The organism is Rhodanobacter sp. FW106-PBR-R2A-1-15, assembly GCF_058789735.1.
Genome location: NZ_JBYTEM010000035.1, coordinates 1 through 18,199 on the forward strand (window position 1 = coordinate 1; position 18,199 = coordinate 18,199).

Here is an 18,199-nt window from a genome sequence, read left to right on the forward strand (position 1 = left end):
GCGCTGCTCAAAAACCAGTCCAACTACCGCGCCAAGGCGCATCAGATGGCTTGACCAACAACATAGAATCTCCTACACCCAGTCGCGCGGCTGCAGGTAATCGGTAAGCTTCGCCTCGGCGGAGCCGGCTTCCGGCTGGTACGCGTACTCGAAGCGCACGCGCGGCGGCAGGCTCATCAGGATCGACTCGGTGCGCCCGCCCGACTGCAGGCCGAACAGCGTGCCGCGGTCGTAGACCAGGTTGAACTCCACGTAGCGGCCGCGCCGGTACAGCTGGAACTCGCGCTCGCGCTCGCCGTACGGTGAGGCCTTGCGGCGTTCGACGATCGGCAGATAGGCATCGAGAAAACCCTGGCCCACGTCGCGGGTGAAGGCGAAGCAGCGTTCGAAGCCGCCTTCGTTGAGGTCGTCGTAGAACAGCCCGCCCACACCGCGCGTCTCGTCGCGGTGCTTGAGGTAGAAGTATTCGTCGCACCACTGCTTGTAGCGCGGATAGACATCCGCGCCGTACGGGGCGCACAGCTCGCGCGCCACCGCATGCCAGTGCCGTACGTCCTCGTCCACCGGGTAGAACGGGGTGAGATCGAAACCGCCGCCGAACCACCACACCGGCTCCACGCCTTCCTTGTGCGCTTCGAAATAGCGCACGTTGGCGTGGGTGGTGGGCACGTGCGGGTTCTTCGGGTGCAGCACCAGCGACACGCCGGTGGCGATGAAGCTGCCGCCGGCCAGCTCGGGCCGGTGCGCGGTGGCGCTGGGCGGCAGCGGGTGGCCGTGCACGCGCGAGAAATTCACCCCGGCCTGCTCGAACACCGCGCCGTCGCGCAGCACGCGGGTGCGCCCGCCGCCGCCGGCCTCGCGCGTCCACGCGTCCTCGGTGAACCGCGCGCCGCCATCGGCCTGCTCGATCGCAGTGCAGATGCGGTCCTGCAGTTCGCGCAGGAAGATTTCGGCCTGGTTGGCTTGCTCGCTCATCGTCTGGCGTCGTCGGTTCGGTGCGGCGAGCTTAGCAAGGCGAGCGCTGCGGTGGATGCGACGTGGCGTCGCGCGGAAACGATGATGGCCCCGCGCAGGGCCGTCGTCATCGCGGATGGCCAGGAAATCAGCCGCCCAGCGAAGCCATCGGCATCGATTCGGCGCCGGCGGAAATCAACTGCAGATCCCGGCCGATGTCGCCACTGACGCATCCAGTTCATGTAGCCGGTGTGGATCAGGCGGGTGCCGTCCTTCTTCACCTTGTACTTGAGGTTGGTGCTGTCGACATAGCTGATCTTGACCTGGTGCGTGTCGAAGGCGACGTGGCTCTTCGCCTGGTAATCGTTGCCGTTCAGCGCCGCGTCGATGCCGTCGGCATGCTCGGCGGTAACGACCCAGGTACGACCGACCAGCGCGCCGTTGACCGCCTTGCTCACCTGCACCGCGGTCAGGCCGGCGGGCATGCTGATCGGCCGTGGGTCGACCAGCAGCGTCTGGCGGAACGCCATGGTCAGCCGCCGCAAGGCGCACGGCCCTTGCCGCCTGCCAGGCGGCAGCGCGGCGCACAAGGCGGCGCTCAGCTGATCCGCGCGCGCATCCGCCGGTGTCCGATCAGCTGCGCCCAGCGCAGGCCCAGATCGATCCACATCAGGTAGCTGGCCTCGACCAGCAGCAGGCCGAGATAGCGCCGCTGCCGCGGCAACGCCGGTTCGGCGGCGACCGGGCTGCCGTCGAAGCCGAGCCGGCGCGCCAGCAGCAGACAGCGGGCCAGGTGATAACGGCTGGTCACCAGCGCCACCGGCGGCAGGCCGCCGTCGCCCGCCTCGGCCAGCAGCAGGCGCCGCGCGTGGCGCAGGTTCTCCAGCGAATCGACCGAATCCTGCTCCAGCTCCAGCCGCACCGTGTCGGCCAGGCCGTGTTGCCGCAGCCAGGCCTGGCCGGCGGCGGCCTCGCTGCACTGGCTGCCGCTGCAGCCGCCGAGCAGCAGCAGGTGGCCGGTGTGCTGCTGCTCGGCCAGCGCCAGCGCACGGCGCAGCCGCTGCTGGTAGTCGTGCTCCGGCGCATCGCGCTCGAGCCGGCGGCCGAACACCAGCGCCACCATGCGCCGCGGCGGCGCCAGCGGGCTGCGCGCGGCGACCCGGCAGACGTGGATCAGATAGCCCAGCCAGACCAGGCCCGCGCTGAGCAGCAGCGCCAGCGCGGTGACCAGCGCGGCGTACTGCACGTCACGGTCGCGCAGGTAGCGCCAGGGAGTGCGGGTTGGAGACGGATTCGGCGGCACGGAGCAGGCGTGGCAGTCGGGACGCGCCAGCATAGTCGCCGCGCGCCTTCCGCGGCACTTCGGCGGCTGAACGTGCGTCGCTTGCAGACTAGGCATTCACCGGGGCGGCGGCTACGCTTTCCGGATGCCTTCCCCGATGACTCCCCTCGCGGTCACCGCCTACACCGCCACCTCCGCCATGGGCAGCGGCCTGGCGGCGCAGCTCGATGCGCTCGCGCACGCCCGCAGCGGCCTGCGTCCGAACGACTTCAGCAGCGCGCCGCTGGCGTGCTGGATCGGCCGCGTCGATGGCGTGGAAGACGTCGCCCTGCCCGCCGCGCTGGCCGCCTGGGATTGCCGCAACAACCGCCTGGCCTGGCTGGGCCTGCAGCAGGACGGCCTGCTCGACCGCGTGCGCGCGGCGCGCGCACGCTACGGCGCGGCCCGCGTGGCGCTGCTGCTGGGCACCTCCACCGCCAGCATTGGCGCCACCGAGGAAGCCTACCGCCGGCTCGATGCCGACGGCGGCATGCCCGACGACATGCTGCGCCCGGCGATCCACGCGCCGCATTCGCTGGCCGGCTTCGTCGCCGCCGCGCTCGCCCTGGAAGGGCCGTGCCTGACCGTCTCCACCGCCTGCTCGTCCAGCGCCAAGGTGTTCGCCAGCGCCGAGCGGATGCTTCGCCTCGGCCTGGTCGACGCGGCACTGGTCGGCGGCGTGGACACCTTGTGCGACAGCGTGCTGTTCGGCTTCAACGCGCTGGAACTGGTCTCGCCTGAGCCGTGCCGCCCGTTCGACGCCGCACGCAACGGCATCTCGATCGGCGAGGCCGCCGGCTTCGCCTTGCTGGAGCGCATCGAGGCGGCGCCGGATGCACCGCGGCTGCTCGGCTACGGCGAATCCAGCGACGCCTACCACATGTCCACGCCGCACCCGGACGGCCTCGGCGCCGAACTGGCGCTCAACGACGCGCTGGCGCGCGCCGGCCTCGACGCGGCGCTGGTGGACTACATCAACCTGCACGGTACCGCCAGCCAGAAGAACGACGAGGTGGAAGCGGCGCTGGTGGCGCGCACGTTCCCGAGCAGCACGCGGGCCAGTTCGACCAAGGGTTTCACCGGCCACACGCTGGGCGCCGCCGGCATCCTCGAGGCGACCGTCGCGCTGCAGGCGATCGAGCACGGCCTGATCCCCGGCAACCTCGGCGGCGATGCGCCCGACCCGGGCTGCGGCGCGCATTTCGCCTGGCGCAACGAACGCCAGCAAGTGAACGTGGCGCTGAGCAACTCGTTCGGCTTCGGCGGCAACAACGCCTGCCTCGCGTTCGCCCGCGCCGGGTTCGCCGCATGAGTGCGCTGCGCGTATGGGTGGAAGGCGTCGGCCTGTGGTCGCCGCAGCTGGCCGACTTCGCCGCGCTGCGCGCGCTGCTGGCCGGCGCCACGCCGGCGCCGCCACCGCCGCGTCCGGCTGCCGCCATGCTGCCGCCGAACGAACGCCGCCGCGCGCCGGAGAGCGTGCTGCTGGCGGTCGAGGCGGCCGGCCAGGCGCTGGCGATGAGCGGACGCGATGCCGCCGCGCTGGCCTGCGTGTTCGCCTCCTCGCACGGCGACCAGCCAATCACCGACTACATGTGCGCCACCCTCGCCCAGGCGCCGGCCGAGCTGTCGCCGACCCGCTTCCACAACTCGGTGCACAACGCCGCGGTCGGCTACTGGACCATCGCCACCGGCTGCCACGCGCCGTCCACCGCGGTCAGCGCGCAGCGCGCCAGTTTCGGCGCCGGCCTGCTGGAAGCGGCCAGCCAGGTGCTGGCCGAGCAGCGCGCGGTGCTGCTGGTGTGCAGCGACACCGCCGGCAGCGGCCCGCTCAGTGAAGTCACCGAATGCCGCCAGTCGTTCGGCTGCGCGCTGGTGCTGGCGCCGCAGGCAGGCCCGGCCACGCTGGCCCGGCTCGATCTCGCGCTGCAGCCGGGCGCGGTCATCGACATGCCGTTGCCCGAACCGCTGGACGGCTGGCGCACCGGCAGCCCCTCGGCGGCGAGCCTGTCGCTGCTGACCCTGCTTGCCGACCACGGCAGCCGCGGCGTGCTGCCCGCCGCCGCTACACTGGGATTGTGTATCGACATGGAGCACGTCGCTTGAACACTGCCGCCGCACGCTGGTGTGTGCTGATTCCCTGCCTCAACGAGGAAGCCGCGATCCGCGCGGTGGTCGAATCCGTGCTGGCGCTGGGCGCGCCGGTGATCGTGGTCGACGACGGCTCGGACGACCGCACGCCGGAGATCGTCGCCGCGCTGCCGGTGACCCTGCTGCGCCACGCCACGCGCCGCGGCAAGGGCGAGGCGCTGCGCCAGGGCTTCCGCGAGGCGCTGCGCCAGGGCTATGACGCCGTGCTGACCATGGACGGCGACGGCCAGCACCTGGCCGCCGACATCCCACGCATCGTGGCTGCTGCGCAGCGCCACCCGCAGCACATCGTGATCGGCGCGCGCCTGCTGGACCGCGAACAGCAGCCGAAGGGCCGCCGGCGCGCCAACGCAGTGGCCGACTGGGGCATCTCGTGGGCCTGCGCGCAGCCGGTGGCCGACACCCAGAGCGGGCAGCGCTGGTATCCGCAGGCGGCGCTGGCGCTGGTCGACCTGCCGGCGGAGAACTTCGTGTTCGAGGCGGCGATCCTGATCGCCGCCTCGCGCGAGCAACGGCTCGGCGTGGTCTCGGTGCCGATCGCCTCGCGCTACCACGGCGCGTTCCGCCCCAGCCACCTCAAGCCGGTGCGCGACGTCACCCGCATCACCACCTACACCATCGGCCGGGTGGTCCACTACGGCCACATCGTCGCCAGCTACCGCCGCTCGCGCGGCGCACCGCTGGTGCTCGATGACACCGCCACGGCGCCGGCCAAACCGGTGGCGCTGGACGGTTGATCGACGCAACTCCGCCGTAAGAGCCCGCTGGCGGGCGATGCTTTTGGGGCCGGGATTCGGGATTCGGGATTCGTAACGGCAAGAGCATCACCCGCCAGCGGGCTCCTACAGCACGGTCATCGAAGCACGGGGCCTCGCGCAAGAAGCATCAGCCCATGCCGCCGTTCACTCCGATCACCTGGCCGTTGATGTAGGCGGCGGCGTCGGAGCACAGGAAGGCGACCAGCGCGGCGACTTCCCCCGGCTTGCCGGCGCGCTGCGCGGGCACCAGTTCGCGGATGCGCTCGGGCGGAAACGTCGCCTCGGCCATGCGCCCCTCGATCACGCCGGGTGCGACCACGTTGACGGTGATGCCGCGCGAGGCCATCTCGCGCGATAGCGACTTGCTGGCGCCGACCAGCGCGGCCTTCGCCGCGGCGTAGTTGGTCTGGCCGCGGTTGCCCAGCTGCGCCGCCGCCGAGCCGATCGAGACGATGCGGCCGAAACGCGCGCGCGCCATCGGCAGCAGCAGCGGCTGGGTGACGTGAAAGAAGCCGTGCAGCGAGACGTCGATCACCCGGTGCCACTGCGCGTCGCTCATGCCGGCCATCGGCGCGTCGTCGTGGATGCCGGCGTTGTTGACCAGCGCATGGATCGGCCCTTCGGCCAGCAGCGCGTCCAGCGCGGCGCGGGTCACCTCGGCGTCGGTGACGTCGAACGCGACCGCCTGCGCGCGGCCGCCGCCAGCGACGATCGATGCGGCGGTTTCCTCGGCCCGGGTCAGGCTGTGGTGGCCGTGCACGATCACCTGCCAGCCGGCCGCGGCCAGCGCGTGGCAGATCGCGCCGCCGAGCTCGCCACTGCCGCCGGTGACCAGGGCGCGACGGGCGGGAGGGGCTTCGGACATGGCGTGGCTCGCAAGCGATTCAGCGGGAGGGATGGATCACCACGGCGCGCCCGCTGGCCAGCAGCCGGCCACGATGCTCGACGCGAAACGCATACTGCGCGCCGCCGTCGTCGGCGTAAAGGCATTCGGCATGGACGTCCAGCGCGCCGTCGAGGCCGTCGACGTATTCCTCGTGCAGCTGCACCTCGCGCAGGCTGACCAGCCGGCCGGGACGTACCGTCTCGTCACCGCGCGCACGCGCCAGCAGCGCGCCGTGCACCGCCGCTGCCTGCGCGCCGTATTCGGCCAGGTGCACCGCATGCAGGCCGTGCGCGCCGCGCAGCGGGTTGTCCACGCGCGCATGGCTGGCGCTGCTCGCGTGAATCGTGCGCTCGTCCCAGGCGAGCACCGCATCGAGCAGGCACATCGCGCCGGCGTGCGGGATCAGCTGCGCCCAGTCAGTCTTGTCGAGCATGCGGCGCCATCAGGATCGACAGACAGAAGTGGAACGCCACGCCCAGGCTCACGGTGAGCCCGATCGCGCGCAGCACCGGGATCGTCGCCCACGCCAGCATGCCGAACACCAGCAGCGCGGACAGTACGCAGACGATGGTGGCGTGCAGCGTGCGCCGCTGCTCGGCCGGGTCGCCGGTGTCGCGCTCGAAGAACAGCGCGTAGTGCAGGCCCAGCCCACCAGCGAGGATCAGCGCAACCAGGTGGAACAGCGAGATCTCGACGCCGGTCGCGCGCTCCACCGCCAGCACCAGGAAGGTGGCCAGGGTCATCGGCGCCAGCACGTGCCAGGCGCGACGCAGGCTGCGCAGCGCGAGCGCGATGGTCAGCACCAGCAGCAGCGCGGCGGCCGCGAGCGCCTGCAGGATGCGCGAACGGTAGTCGACCACCAGCGATTCGGAGGCGGCCTTGAGGTCGAGCAGGCGCACCGCGCCGTGGCTGTCCGCGCCCAGCGCCTGCAGCGCGGCCACGTCGTGCACGCCGCTGACCGTGCCCAGGCCCAGCCAGTGGCCGTCGCGCTCGACCAGCATCGCGGCGAGGCGCTGACCCAGCGGCGTCTGCGCATAGCGCTCGGGTGTCAGCGGCGGCAAGCCGCGCGCGATCTGCACATCGTCGACGAACGGGCGGAACAGGTCGGCGCGGAACGGCAGGCCCTGCAACGCCTCATCCAGCGCGTGCTGCAGCGTGGCGCGGTCGGGCAGCTTCGCCTGCCGCGCACGCTGCACGGCCACGCTGGGCAGGTAGCGCGAGGGAAGCTCCAATGCATCGGCGGCATGCCGCGCCAGCAGCGCGTCCGCCTTCGGCTGCAGCCGCTCCGACAGTTCCAGCACGCCCTGCGCGCTGGGTGCCTCCAGCACCAGCAGGTAGCGCACGTCGGGCGCGCCCAGCGCCTCGCGCAGGCGCGCGTCGTGCTGTAGCAGGTCCGGCGGCAGCGGGGTCAGCGCGGCAAGGTTGTCCTGCCAGAACGGGCCGCGGGCCAGCGCCAGCATCGCCACGATCGCCACGGCGACCACCACGGGAATCCAGCGCGACCGCGGCAGGCGATCGACGAACGTGCGCGCCTGTATCAGCCAGCGCATCCCGGCCACGTCGCGCACCCGCCGCGGCAGCAGGTACGGCAGCAGGTAGCGCGTGCTGAAGCCGGCCACCAGCAGGCCGACGATGGTGAACAGCGCCAGCTGCTTCAGCCCGTTCACGCCGGAGGCGTAGAACGCCAGGTAGGCGATGCAGGCCGAGGCGATCGCGGTGAGCAGCAGCGGCCACAGCGTGCGCACGCTGGCCAGCGCATCCTCGCCCGCACGGCGGTGGCTGAGCACGCGGATCGGGTACTCCTGCGCCACGCCGAGCAGGGTGAAGCCGAACGCCAGGGTGATGCCGTGCACCGCGGGGAAGGCCACGGTGAGCGCGGCGATACCGGCCAGCGCGGCGCTGGCGATCGGCAGCGCCGACAGCAGCAGCGAGCCGACGCTGCGGTACGCCAGCAGCAGCAGCGCGATGAAGCCCACGGTGGAGATGCGCCCGATCCAGTCCGCCTGGTGCCGCGTCTGCGCCGCGGCCACCACGCTGAAGTAACCTGGCCCGCTCAGCTCGAGTGTTGCACCGGTGCTGCCCGGCAACGCGGCGAACGCCCGGCGGATGCCGTCGATCGCCTGCTGTTGCGCGCCGGGGTCGAAGCCGGCGGCGACGGTCTGTACCAGCAGCAGCGCGTCGCCCCGTGGCGAGAACCACACGCCCTCGCGCAGCTCCGGCGATTTCGCCGGCGCCCAGCGCTCGGCCAGCTTCAGCACCTCCAGCGTGGGATCGCGCGGCAGCAGGCCTTTCAATAAGCCGGCGGCGGGCGAAGACAGGTCGTCCAGCCGCTGCTGCAGCTGGTCGGCGAGATAGGCCTGGTCGAGCCGCTGCGTGTCCAGCGTGGGCGACAGCAGGTAGCAGTACGGCAGCAGCCGCTCGTCCAGCGCACCGAGGTCGAAGCTGCCGTTGAGCACCTGGCTGTAGCGCCTGTCGTTTTTCAGCGCGGCGGCAAGGCCCTGGCTCAGCGCCGCCAGCCTTGCATCGGACTGGCCACGGATGGAGAGCAGCAGCAGGCGCGAACCCGGTCCCTCGCCGACCTGCTCCATCAGCAGGCGCTGGTCCGGCGTAGTCGGTGCAGGCATGAAGCTGCGCAGGTCGGTGCTGACGTGCAGCCGCTGGCTGACCATCCAGCCGAGCCCGGCCAGGGCCAGCAACCATCCGATCAGCAGTGCCGCGCGTGCGCCCCGGCGCATGCTCAGGGCGCGCTCTGGCACAGCGCCTGCAGCGCTTCGCGGGTAGGCTCGGCCGGCATCCGTGCGGCCAGCGGGCCGAGCAGGTCGACGGCGAGGTCGCCATCGGCTTCCTGCAGATGCATGCAGCGCGAGGCGTTCGCGTAGCCGTCGATGCGGATGCTGGCGACGGTTTTTGCCACGCGGGCTTCGCGCGGCACCAGGGTCAGCGTCCACGCGCCGCCTGCGTCGCCACCCTGGCGGATCTCGAATGCCTGCTGCAGGCGCGCGGCGTCGCCGCTGAGCAGCGCCACGAAGCTGTCCAGCAGCACCTGCAGCTGCGGCGCGCGTTTCAGCGAGAAGTGCCGCGGACTGCGGCCGTCGCGCTGCTGGGTCACCTCGCCATCGGCGATGGTGGCGGTTTCCTGCTGCGGATGCTCGACGCGCCGCCGCAACCGGTCGCCGCCCAGCCACGACAATTCGCCGGAGACCACCAGCGGCCGGTCGAGCACCTGCAGGAAGCGCGCCTCGGCGAACGCGGTATGCGCGGGTGCCGGCTGGCCCAGCGCGGCAACCAGCGCCGCCGCCGAGGCGGCCGGAGCCGGCTCAGACGCCGACGTGCTCGCCCACGGCAGCAGGATCAGCAGCAGGCTCAGCAGCAGCGGGCGCGTCTTGCCAGAAATCATAGAAATTGAACCAGTTGTAGGGAGCGACATGGATGTAGTGTTCCAGCCGTTGCGCATAGCGGGCAATCAGGGCGTCCAGTGCCGGACCGCGATCCCGCCGCGGCACCTCCACCCGCTCGCAGAACGGCTCGAACACCAGCCGGTAGCGGTTGCCGCCCAAGTACAGGCCGAAGCAAAGCACCACCGGCACCTGCAGCGTATGCGCCAGCAGCCACGGGCTGATTGGAAACGGCGCGGGGGAACCGAGCAGGTTGGTACGCCGCAGCACCTCGTGGCCGCGGCCGCGATCGGCCAGCATCGCCACCAGCGCACCGGCGTGGCAGGCCTCGGCCATCGCCAGCGCGATGGAGGTGCCGTCCTGCGCCGCGTCGATCACGCAGGCGCCCACCTCCGGCGCCAGCGCCTCGAGCAGCTCGGTCATTGCCGGCGTCTTCTGTTTGTCCAGCACCACCCGCAAGGCCATCTGCGGCCGGCGCGCACCGATCGCGCGCAACGCCTCGAAGCTGCCCTGGTGCGAGCCGAACAGCAGCACGCCGCGGCCCTGGGCGATCCGTTCGTCGAGCAGCTCCAGGCCTTCGGTCTCGATCCGGAACGGTCGCTCGCCGTGCGCCAGCAGGAAGATCCGGTCCAGGGTGGTGGCGGCGAAGCAGTGGATGTGCCTGAGCACCTGCCACACCGTGGCCGGCCGGCCGAACACGCGCTGCAGGTACTGGCGCGAGGCGCGTCGTTCCGGCCCGCGGCGCAGGAAGAAGTACAGCGTGATCGGGTACAGGCAGAACCGCCCCAGGCGGCGCCCGCCGTGCAGCGCAATCGTGCGGATCAGCCACAGCGCAAAACGGCCGCCGCCTTCGGGCCGGCTTTGCCAGTGTCCATGTGTGCTCACGTCGCTCCCTCGACCAGGCCGCGCGCCAGCAGCATGCCGTCATGCCGGATCTCGAAACGGATGCGCGATCCGTCGGCGGCGCTCAGCCGCAGCGTGGCGGTTTCCTCCGCCAGCAGCGGTGCCGCGAACTTCGCCTCCAGCACGCGGCCCAGTCGCTGGCCACGCCAGGCGCGCAGGGCCAGCGCCACCTGCTCCAGCAGCAGCACCCCCGGCACCAGCGGCGCGCCGGGGAAGTGGCCGGGCAACGCCGGATGCCCTGCACCGACGCGCAGCACCTGCTCGAAGCCGGCGTTCATCGCGTCACCGCGCGCTTGCCGCGCAGCAACCGGGGCCAGTGCAACGCCAGCTGCAGCAGCATGTCGTGCAGGCCGGGATGCGGCAGATGGCGCAGTCGCCAGCGGCGATAGAGGTATTCCAGCAGGAACGCCGCGCCCAGCAGCAGGTAACCCCCCAGGTGCAGCCACGTCGCGGCCCAGCGCTCGGGCACCGGCAGCAGCGAGGCGACGCCGGCGCGTGCCAGCAGCCCGCTCTGGTCGGCGCACAGCAGCAGCACGGCCAGCAGCAGCGCCTGGGCGCCGAGCAGCGCTGTCCAGAACCCGGTGACCTGGCGCGCGTAGGCGACCACTCCCGGCTGCTGCAGGCGCTCGGCGCCTTCGATGGCGACGATGAAGCGCTGCACCAACGGCTCGGCGGTACCCAGCGTGCGGCCGAACCAATACGCCAGCAGCGCATTGATGAGCACTGGCACCGCCTCCAGCAACAGCTCGGCGAAACCGTACCGCCAGGCCAGCAGCAAACCGGCCAGCATGCCCGACCACAGCAGCCACGACGCGGCACGGCGTGCCAGCAGCTGCGGCAGCAGCAGCACGGTCAGCAGCAGGGTCAGCGCCAGCAACGCGAAGACCTGCCGCTGGGTCACCGCACCGGCGATCGCCAGCAGCGGATAGGCCGGCAGCAACAGCAGGCCGTAGCGCCGCATGGCGTGATCGGACGAAAGTGAGGAGGACGTCATGCCGGGTTCCGCATTGGCTCCACTGGAATGTCGAGCCTGCCACGGACGATGGAACGCCACCTGAAGGAAGCGTCGCGGACGCGGCCGGGCCGAACCGCCGGCGTCAACCGGCGCGGTGCTGCTCGACGTGCGCGGACAGCGTGCGCAGGCTGGTGAAGATCTGCCGGTTGTCCGGGTTGTCCGAGCGCAGCTGGAAGCCGTAGCGCTTGGACACGGCCAGGGCGATTTCCAGCGCGTCGATCGAATCCAGCCCCAGCTCGCCGCCGAACAGCGGTGCATCCGGGTCGATCTGTTCGGGGGTGACGGAGTCGAGATTCAGGCATGCCACGACCAGGGTAGCCAATTCGTGCTGCGCCGCTGTCTGTTCCGCCATGCTCGATTCCGTACGCTGAATGCATTGCCTCCCCCCGGTGGCAGTGGGCGCGGAGTGTAACATAGCGCCCCTGTCGTTCCTGGTTGCAAGCCATATGCAGGGCTGTGAAAACCCCCAGATCGATCCGCTGCCGCGCCGCGCGCTGCAGGTGTGCTACCGCGCCGGCGCGGCCAGCGCGCTGCTGGCCGAACCCGGTACGCTGGCCTTGTTCGGCTTCGGCGTCAGCACCCCGGCCAGTACCGACCCGCGCTGCCTGCAGGTGGCGCTGAAAAGCTTCGATGCGCCTGCTCCGCTGGAGCTGTGGCAGGTCGATGCACCGGTCAGCTGCGGCCGCGACGGCGCGCTGTGCTGGTCCGCCGGCGGCGGCTGGCTGTTCGCGGCGATCGAACTGGACGAACGCGAACACGGCGGCCCGACCGCCACGGCGCGGCTGGCCTACGAACAGCTGCACCGCTTCGTCGCCACGCGCGAGGCGCGACACGTGCTGCGCGTGTGGAACTACCTCGGCGCGATCAACCACGGCGAAGGCGACGCCGAGCGCTACAAGCACTTCTGCGACGGCCGCGTCGCCGGCATGGGTGACTTCTTCGCCGAGGGCTTCCCCGCCGCCACCGCGATCGGCCATCACGGCGACGGGCGCCGCCTGCAGGTCTACCTGCTGGCCAGCGACCAGCCCGGCATGCGCGTGGAAAACCCGCGCCAGGTCAGCGCCTGGCGCTACCCGCGGCAGTACGGCCGCACACCACCCAGTTTCGCCCGCGCCATGCTGCTGCCGGCGCAGGACGTGCTGGCGATCTCCGGCACCGCCGCGGTGGTCGGCCACGCGTCGGCGCACCAGGACGACCTCGACGCGCAGCTGGAGGAAACCCTGCTCAACCTCGAGGCACTGCTGGCCAGCGCCGGCATGGCAACGGGCTTCGACGGCCAGTCCCCGCTGAAGATCTACGTGCGCCACGGCGCCGACGCCGCACGTGTGCGCACGTTCGTGCAACGCCGCCTGCCCGGCGTGCCGACACTGCTGCTGCACGGCGACATCTGCCGCCGCGAGCTGCTGGTGGAGATCGACGGCTGGCGTTACGCGTAGAGCGAGGAGTGAGAGAAAAGCCCGAAGCGCGCTCCGCCGCTGCCTTCGCTCACTCCTCTTCGCTCACTCCTCTTCGCTCACTCCTCTTCGCTCACTCCCGCTTCACCGGCCGCTTCCAGCCGGGAAACGTCTGCTGCGTGCCGCGCGCCACGGTGAGTTCCCCGTCCGGCGCATCGCGGGTGATCACCGAGCCGGCGCCGATGGTGGCCTGCGCGCCGATCGTCACCGGAGCCACCAGCGCACTGTTGGAGCCGATGAAGGCGCCGTCGCCGATGTGCGTGGCGAACTTGTTCACGCCGTCGTAGTTGCAGGTGATGGTGCCGGCGCCGATGTTGACGCCGCGGCCCACCACGGTATCGCCGAGGTAGCTGAGGTGGTTGGCCTTGCTGCCTTCGCCCAGGTGCGTCTTCTTGGTTTCGACGAAGTTGCCGACGTGTACGCCGGCATCGAGCTCGGTGCCGGGGCGCAGCCGCGCGAACGGACCGATGGTGCACGGGCCATGGGTGACCACGCCGTCCAGGTCGCAGTGCGGCAGCACCACCGTGCCAGCGGCCAGCTGCACGTCCTTCAGCCGGGTGAACGCGCCGACGCGCACCTCGTCGCCGAGTGACACGCGGCCTTCGAGGATCACGTCGATATCCAGCTCGACGTCGCGTCCCGCCTCGACCGTGCCACGCACGTCGATGCGCAAGGGATCCGCCAGCCGCACGCCGGCCGCCATCAGCGCGTGCGTGGCGCGACGGCGATACGCTGCTTCCAGTTCGCTCAGTTGCAGCGCGTTGTTGGCGCCGGCGGCCTCGACCGGGTCGGCGCATTCGACGCTGAGTGCGGGCCGGTGCTCGGCGGCGGCCATGCCGAAGATGTCGGTGAGGTAATACTCGCCCTGCGCGTTGTTGCGGTCGAGCCGGCCGATCCAGCCGCGCAGCGCCTGCGCGTCGGCCACCAGGATACCGGTGTTGACCAGGTTCACCGCGCGCTGGCCGTCGTCGGCGTCCTTCTCCTCGACCACCGCGCATACGCGGCCGTTGCCGTCGCACAGCACGCGGCCGTAGCCGTGCGGATCGGCCAGCCGGGTGGTGAGCAGGCCGAAGCCGCCTTCCACCGCCGCCAGCTGCTGCAGGGTCTCGGCCCGGGTCAGCGGCACGTCGCCATACAGCACCAGCACGCCCACGCCATCGGGCACGCCGGCCAGCGCCTGCTCCACCGCGTGGCCGGTACCCAGCCGCTCCGCTTGCAGCACCCAGCGCAGAGCCTGCCCCGGACCTGATCCGGGGTCGGCCTGGCCGGAGAACGCAGCCTGCACCTGCTCGCCGCCATGGCCGTAGACGACGTGGATGGCCGCCGGCCGCAGCGCGCGCGCGGCGTCGATCACGTGCGCCAGCAGCGGCCGGCCGGCCAGCGGCATCAGCACCTTGGCCCGGTTCGATTTCATCCGCGTGCCGGCGCCGGCAGCGAGGATGACGACGTGGAGCGGAGCTCGGTTCATGGAATAAGGCCTTGACGCGTCCTGATCGAAAAAAAGCATAGCAGCCCGCGCGGCGCGGACGATGGCAGACAGCTGACTCAGGGCTTCGTCGCCGCGGTCGACACCGTGGGTTTGCCGGCATGGCATTCGAAGCGGAACACGTAGGCCAGGCTGAACGGTTTCGTCTCGCTGTCCACCACGTGGCTGTTGCCATCGGCATCGGCGGCCCAGCGGTTGATCGTCAGCGGACTGAACTGCCACTGCAGCGCGGCCGCGCGCACGGCGTTGATGAATGCCTGGCGGCCCGCATCGGCCTGCGGCTCGCCAGTCACGCGCACTTCGCCGACCTTGCCCTGCCCATCGACGATCAGCAATGCCGGCACTTCCTGCGGCGGCGGACAGCTGGCCAGCCGATCGGGCGGATACACCGGCGCCACGCGCCGAAACGGTGTGGCGCCGCTGGACACCTCGCCCAGCGCCAGCGGGTAGCGCACCGTGTCGGGCGGCACCACCATCCGCCATGACGCATCACCGATGGCCGGCGGCGATGGCTGCTGGCGCGGCGCGGCGCAACCGGCCAACAGCAGCAACAGCACGCAGCCGCCCTGGCGGATAGTGAACATCGATCCTGTCATCGGCATCTTCCCTGCGCTGCCCAGACTGTATCGTGCCGATGCAAAAACGCCGGCACAAGGCCGGCGTCCTATTCCGCAATGTCCATCGAGGCAACCGCTTCTGTTGGAAGTGCGGCCATGGACGGCCGCCTTTTGATCTCGCTCTGCACTCATGGATGAGTGCACGAATCTCATTTCCAGGGATGGCCACCCGTTTGATCTTCGCGATCAGGGATGAACGCAAAAGCCTAGTGCTTGAGGCTCTTGCGCAGCCGCTCCAGCGCCTGCAGCTGGGTGATCGCCTCGGCCAGCTTGACCTGCGCCTCGGCGATTTCCATCGCGTCGCTGCGCTTGGCCAGCGCGTCCTCGGCTTCTTTCTTGGCGCGCTGCGCGGAGGCCTCGTCCAGATCGGCGGCGCGCGCGGCGGTGTCGGCCAGCACGGTGACCACCTGCGGCTGCACTTCCAGCATGCCGCCGGAAATCCAGAACTGCTGGCGCTCGCCGCTGGCCAGCAGCACGTCGACGTGGCCCGGCTTGAGACGGGTGATCAGCGGTGCATGGCGCGGCGTGATGCCGAGCTCGCCGACTTCGCCGGTGGCAACGACCATCGTCGCGTCGCCGGAAAAGATCTCGGCTTCGGCACTGACGATGTCGACGCGAATGGTGTGGGTCATGGTTCTCTCTCGCTACGCTCGGTCGAACGGGATTCGAGATTCGGGATTGGGGATTCGTCAAAAGCGCGATGACGCAGCTCAACGAATCCCGAATCGCAAACCCCGAATCCCGGCTTCAGGGTCAGGCGGCTTTCTTGGCGCCCATCTCTTCGGCCTTCTTGATCGCCTCGTCGATGCCGCCGACCATGTAGAACGCCTGCTCCGGCAGGTGGTCGACGTCGCCATCGACGATCATCTTGAAGCCGCGGATGGTTTCCTTCAGCGACACGTACTTGCCCGGCGAGCCGGTGAACACCTCGGCCACGTGGAACGGCTGCGAGAAGAAGCGCTCGCACTTGCGCGCGCGGGCCACCGCCTGCTTGTCTTCTTCGCTGAGCTCATCCATGCCGAGGATCGCGATGATGTCCTTCAGCTCCTTGTAGCGCTGCAGCGTGCCCTGCACCTTGCGGGCCACGTCGTAGTGCTCCTGGCCGATCACGTTCGGATCGAGCTGGCGGCTGGTCGAGTCGAGCGGGTCCACTGCCGGGTAGATGCCCAGGCTGGCGATGTTGCGCGAGAGCACCACGGTCGCGTCCAGATGGGCGAAGGTGGTGGCCGGTGACGGGTCGGTCAGGTCGTCCGCGGGCACGTACACGGCCTGGATCGAGGTGATCGAGCCGGTCTTGGTCGAGGTGATGCGCTCCTGCAGCACGCCCATTTCCTCGGCCAGGGTCGGCTGGTAGCCCACTGCCGACGGCATGCGGCCGAGCAGTGCGGATACCTCGGTGCCGGCCAGCGTGTAGCGGTAGATGTTGTCGATGAACAGCAGCACGTCCTTGCCCTTGCCGGTCTCGTCCTTCTCGTCACGGAAGTACTCGGCCATGGTCAGGCCGGTCAGCGCCACCCGCAGGCGGTTGCCCGGCGGCTCGTTCATCTGGCCGTAGACCATCGCCACCTTGTCCAGGACGTTGGAGTCCTTCATCTCATGGTAGAAGTCGTTGCCCTCGCGGGTACGCTCGCCCACGCCGGCGAACACGGACAGGCCCGCGTGCGCCTTGGCGATGTTGTTGATCAGCTCCATCATGTTCACGGTCTTGCCGACGCCGGCGCCGCCGAACAGGCCGACCTTGCCGCCCTTGGCGAACGGGCAGACCAGGTCGATCACCTTGATGCCGGTTTCCAGCAGGTCGTTGGCCGCGGCCTGGTCGGCGTAGCTCGGCGCCTCGCGATGGATCACCCAGCGGTCCTGCTCGCCGATCGGGCCGGCTTCGTCGATCGGGTTGCCGAGCACGTCCATGATGCGACCGAGGGTCTGCTTGCCGACCGGCACCTTGATGCCTTCGCCGGTGTTGCGGGCCACGAGGCCGCGCTTCAGGCCTTCGGTGGAACCGAGCGCGATGGTGCGGACGATGCCGTCGCCCAGCACCTGCTGCACTTCCAGCGTGATCTCGGTGCCGTCGATCTTCAGCGCGTCATACACCTGCGGCACCTGGTCACGCGGGAACTCCACGTCGATGACCGCGCCGATGATCTGAACAACTTTGCCCTGGCTCATGCTGATAGCTCCGGATGAATCTCTTTAGGTTTGTTGCGGCGCCGCTTCGCGTCGCCATGAATGTTTGGGGACCTACCGCGGTTACACCGCAGCGGCTCCTCCGACGATTTCCGAAATTTCCTGGGTGATCGCGGCCTGGCGGGCCTTGTTGTAGACCAGGGTCAGTTCGCCGATCACCTTGTTCGCGTTGTCCGACGCGCTCTTCATCGCCACCATGCGTGCGGCGTGCTCGCTGGCGAGATTCTCCAACGCCGCCTGGTACACCACCGACTCGATGTAGCGGGTCAGCACATGCTCCAGCACGGTCTGCGCGTCCGGCTCGTAGAGGTAGTCCCAGTCGTGGCTCGACTCCAGCTTGACGCCGGCGTAGGCCGATTCGCCGGCCGCCTGGTGTTCTTCCATCTCCGCGGCCACCAGTGGCAGCGGCAGCAGCGCATCGATGGTCGGCTTCTGCGTCATGGTGTTGACGAAGTCGTTGTAGGCGAGGAACACGCGATCCAGGCCGTTGGCCTGGTAGGCGTCCATCATCACCTTGATCACGCCGACCAGTTGCTCCAGCTTCGGCTTCTCGCCGAGGTGGCTGACGCTGCCGACCAGGTTGACGCCCTTGATGCGGCGGAAGAGCGCCACGGCCTTCTGGCCGATCGCTACCACGTCCACCTGCACGCCCTGCTGCTGCCAGTCGGCGATCGCCGGCAGCAGGCGGCGGAACAGGTTGGAGTTGAGGCCGCCACACAGGCCGCGATCGGTCGACACCACGATGTAGCCGACCCGCGCCACGTGGTCGCGCTGGACCAGGAACGGATGGCTGAAATCGGTGCTGGCCTGCGCCACGTGGGCGATCACCTTGCGCATGGAGCGCGCATACGGGCGCGAGGCCTTCATCAGATCCTGCGCCTTGCGGATCTTCGAGGCCGAGACCATCTCGAGCGCGCGCGTCACCTTGCGCATGTTCTGCGTGCTCTTGATCTTGGTTTTGATTTCGCGTCCGCTGGCCATGCTCTACTCGCTCGTTTTGCTCACTCGTGGGATTCGGGATTTGTAGAAGCCGCACACTCAAGCTCTTACCGAATCCCGAATCTCAAATCCCGAATCC

Annotated in this window: 20 protein-coding genes; 4 read left to right on the forward strand and 16 right to left on the reverse strand. The window is 70.1% G+C overall.

Translation table 11 applies throughout. The annotated features are described in order from the left end of the window. Positions 1-72: 72 nt before the first annotated feature. The 3 genes from hemF to AC3WTD_RS15590 all read right to left on the reverse strand — a co-directional run bounded on the left by hemF (position 73) and on the right by AC3WTD_RS15590 (position 2,290). Positions 73-975: an oxygen-dependent coproporphyrinogen oxidase gene (gene hemF, locus AC3WTD_RS15580; protein ID WP_027491651.1), complete on the reverse strand. Its 903-nt coding sequence runs from the start codon at positions 973-975 to the stop codon at positions 73-75. After that, complete coding sequence (locus AC3WTD_RS15585; RefSeq protein ID WP_492614330.1) at positions 972-1,439, reverse strand: hypothetical protein; 468 nt, start codon at positions 1,437-1,439, stop codon at positions 972-974. Before AC3WTD_RS15585 ends, hemF begins: the two co-directional genes overlap by 4 nt. A 113-nt stretch (positions 1,440-1,552) precedes the next feature. Continuing rightward, positions 1,553-2,290, reverse strand: coding sequence for a YdcF family protein (locus AC3WTD_RS15590; protein WP_235642470.1), 738 nt, complete (start codon positions 2,288-2,290; stop codon positions 1,553-1,555). A 103-nt stretch (positions 2,291-2,393) separates the two neighbouring features. Here AC3WTD_RS15590 and AC3WTD_RS15595 point away from each other — a divergent pair, with 103 nt between their 5' ends. Genes AC3WTD_RS15595 through AC3WTD_RS15605 form a run of 3 tightly spaced genes read left to right on the forward strand, consistent with a single transcriptional unit; the run spans position 2,394 to position 5,160 of the window. Next, positions 2,394-3,587, forward strand: a complete 1,194-nt coding sequence (locus tag AC3WTD_RS15595; RefSeq protein WP_492614331.1) for a beta-ketoacyl-[acyl-carrier-protein] synthase family protein — start codon at positions 2,394-2,396, stop codon at positions 3,585-3,587. After that, entirely contained in the window at positions 3,584-4,378 is a 795-nt protein-coding gene (locus tag AC3WTD_RS15600) for a beta-ketoacyl synthase chain length factor (RefSeq protein WP_027491648.1), read from the forward strand. Before AC3WTD_RS15595 ends, AC3WTD_RS15600 begins: the two co-directional genes overlap by 4 nt. Continuing rightward, positions 4,375-5,160, forward strand: coding sequence for a glycosyltransferase family 2 protein (locus tag AC3WTD_RS15605; protein ID WP_492614332.1), 786 nt, complete (start codon positions 4,375-4,377; stop codon positions 5,158-5,160). The genes AC3WTD_RS15600 and AC3WTD_RS15605 overlap by 4 nt, the downstream gene beginning before the upstream one ends. Before the next feature lie 148 nt (positions 5,161-5,308). On the opposite strand, the gene fabG is transcribed toward AC3WTD_RS15605, so the two are convergent. The 8 genes from fabG to AC3WTD_RS15645 form a co-directional block, all read right to left on the reverse strand. Next, positions 5,309-6,046, reverse strand: a complete 738-nt coding sequence (gene fabG, locus AC3WTD_RS15610; protein WP_492614333.1) for a 3-oxoacyl-ACP reductase FabG — start codon at positions 6,044-6,046, stop codon at positions 5,309-5,311. Between the two features lie 19 nt (positions 6,047-6,065). After that, on the reverse strand, positions 6,066-6,500 hold the full coding sequence (locus tag AC3WTD_RS15615) for a hotdog family protein (RefSeq protein WP_027491645.1): 435 nt from the start codon (positions 6,498-6,500) through the stop codon (positions 6,066-6,068). Beyond that, positions 6,484-8,802 carry an MMPL family transporter gene (locus AC3WTD_RS15620; RefSeq protein ID WP_492614334.1) on the reverse strand — a complete coding sequence of 773 codons (2,319 nt, stop codon included), beginning with the start codon at positions 8,800-8,802 and terminating at the stop codon, positions 6,484-6,486. The genes AC3WTD_RS15615 and AC3WTD_RS15620 overlap by 17 nt, the downstream gene beginning before the upstream one ends. A gap of 2 nt (positions 8,803-8,804) precedes the next feature. Further along, positions 8,805-9,464: a LolA-related protein gene (locus AC3WTD_RS15625; protein WP_027491643.1), complete on the reverse strand. Its 660-nt coding sequence runs from the start codon at positions 9,462-9,464 to the stop codon at positions 8,805-8,807. Further along, positions 9,385-10,347 (reverse strand): lysophospholipid acyltransferase family protein, encoded by a 963-nt coding sequence (locus tag AC3WTD_RS15630; protein WP_235642469.1) that lies wholly within the window; start codon positions 10,345-10,347, stop codon positions 9,385-9,387. The genes AC3WTD_RS15625 and AC3WTD_RS15630 overlap by 80 nt, the downstream gene beginning before the upstream one ends. Further along, positions 10,344-10,643, reverse strand: coding sequence for an ApeI family dehydratase (locus tag AC3WTD_RS15635; RefSeq protein WP_492614335.1), 300 nt, complete (start codon positions 10,641-10,643; stop codon positions 10,344-10,346). Before AC3WTD_RS15635 ends, AC3WTD_RS15630 begins: the two co-directional genes overlap by 4 nt. Continuing rightward, positions 10,640-11,359, reverse strand: a complete 720-nt coding sequence (locus AC3WTD_RS15640; protein WP_492614336.1) for a COG4648 family protein — start codon at positions 11,357-11,359, stop codon at positions 10,640-10,642. Before AC3WTD_RS15640 ends, AC3WTD_RS15635 begins: the two co-directional genes overlap by 4 nt. 103 nt (positions 11,360-11,462) lie before the next feature. After that, positions 11,463-11,732 carry a phosphopantetheine-binding protein gene (locus tag AC3WTD_RS15645; RefSeq protein ID WP_027491160.1) on the reverse strand — a complete coding sequence of 90 codons (270 nt, stop codon included), beginning with the start codon at positions 11,730-11,732 and terminating at the stop codon, positions 11,463-11,465. A 94-nt stretch (positions 11,733-11,826) separates the two neighbouring features. Here AC3WTD_RS15645 and AC3WTD_RS15650 point away from each other — a divergent pair, with 94 nt between their 5' ends. Further along, the gene (locus AC3WTD_RS15650; protein WP_492614337.1) at positions 11,827-12,816 is read left to right on the forward strand and encodes a chorismate transformation FkbO/Hyg5 family protein; all 990 of its coding nucleotides are present in this window, start codon (positions 11,827-11,829) and stop codon (positions 12,814-12,816) included. Positions 12,817-12,907: 91 nt separating this feature from the next. Here AC3WTD_RS15650 and glmU read toward each other — a convergent pair whose 3' ends face one another. The 5 genes from glmU to atpG all read right to left on the reverse strand — a co-directional run bounded on the left by glmU (position 12,908) and on the right by atpG (position 18,102). Beyond that, complete coding sequence (glmU, locus tag AC3WTD_RS15655; RefSeq protein WP_492614338.1) at positions 12,908-14,302, reverse strand: bifunctional UDP-N-acetylglucosamine diphosphorylase/glucosamine-1-phosphate N-acetyltransferase GlmU; 1,395 nt, start codon at positions 14,300-14,302, stop codon at positions 12,908-12,910. A 77-nt stretch (positions 14,303-14,379) separates the two neighbouring features. Further along, positions 14,380-14,916: a hypothetical protein gene (locus tag AC3WTD_RS15660; RefSeq protein WP_492614339.1), complete on the reverse strand. Its 537-nt coding sequence runs from the start codon at positions 14,914-14,916 to the stop codon at positions 14,380-14,382. Between the two features lie 227 nt (positions 14,917-15,143). Next, positions 15,144-15,569, reverse strand: coding sequence for a F0F1 ATP synthase subunit epsilon (locus AC3WTD_RS15665; protein ID WP_027491156.1), 426 nt, complete (start codon positions 15,567-15,569; stop codon positions 15,144-15,146). A gap of 121 nt (positions 15,570-15,690) precedes the next feature. Next, the gene (atpD, locus tag AC3WTD_RS15670; protein WP_027491155.1) at positions 15,691-17,103 is read right to left on the reverse strand and encodes a F0F1 ATP synthase subunit beta; all 1,413 of its coding nucleotides are present in this window, start codon (positions 17,101-17,103) and stop codon (positions 15,691-15,693) included. Between the two features lie 81 nt (positions 17,104-17,184). Next, on the reverse strand, positions 17,185-18,102 hold the full coding sequence (gene atpG, locus AC3WTD_RS15675) for a F0F1 ATP synthase subunit gamma (protein ID WP_027491154.1): 918 nt from the start codon (positions 18,100-18,102) through the stop codon (positions 17,185-17,187). Between the last annotated feature and the right edge of the window lie 97 nt (positions 18,103-18,199).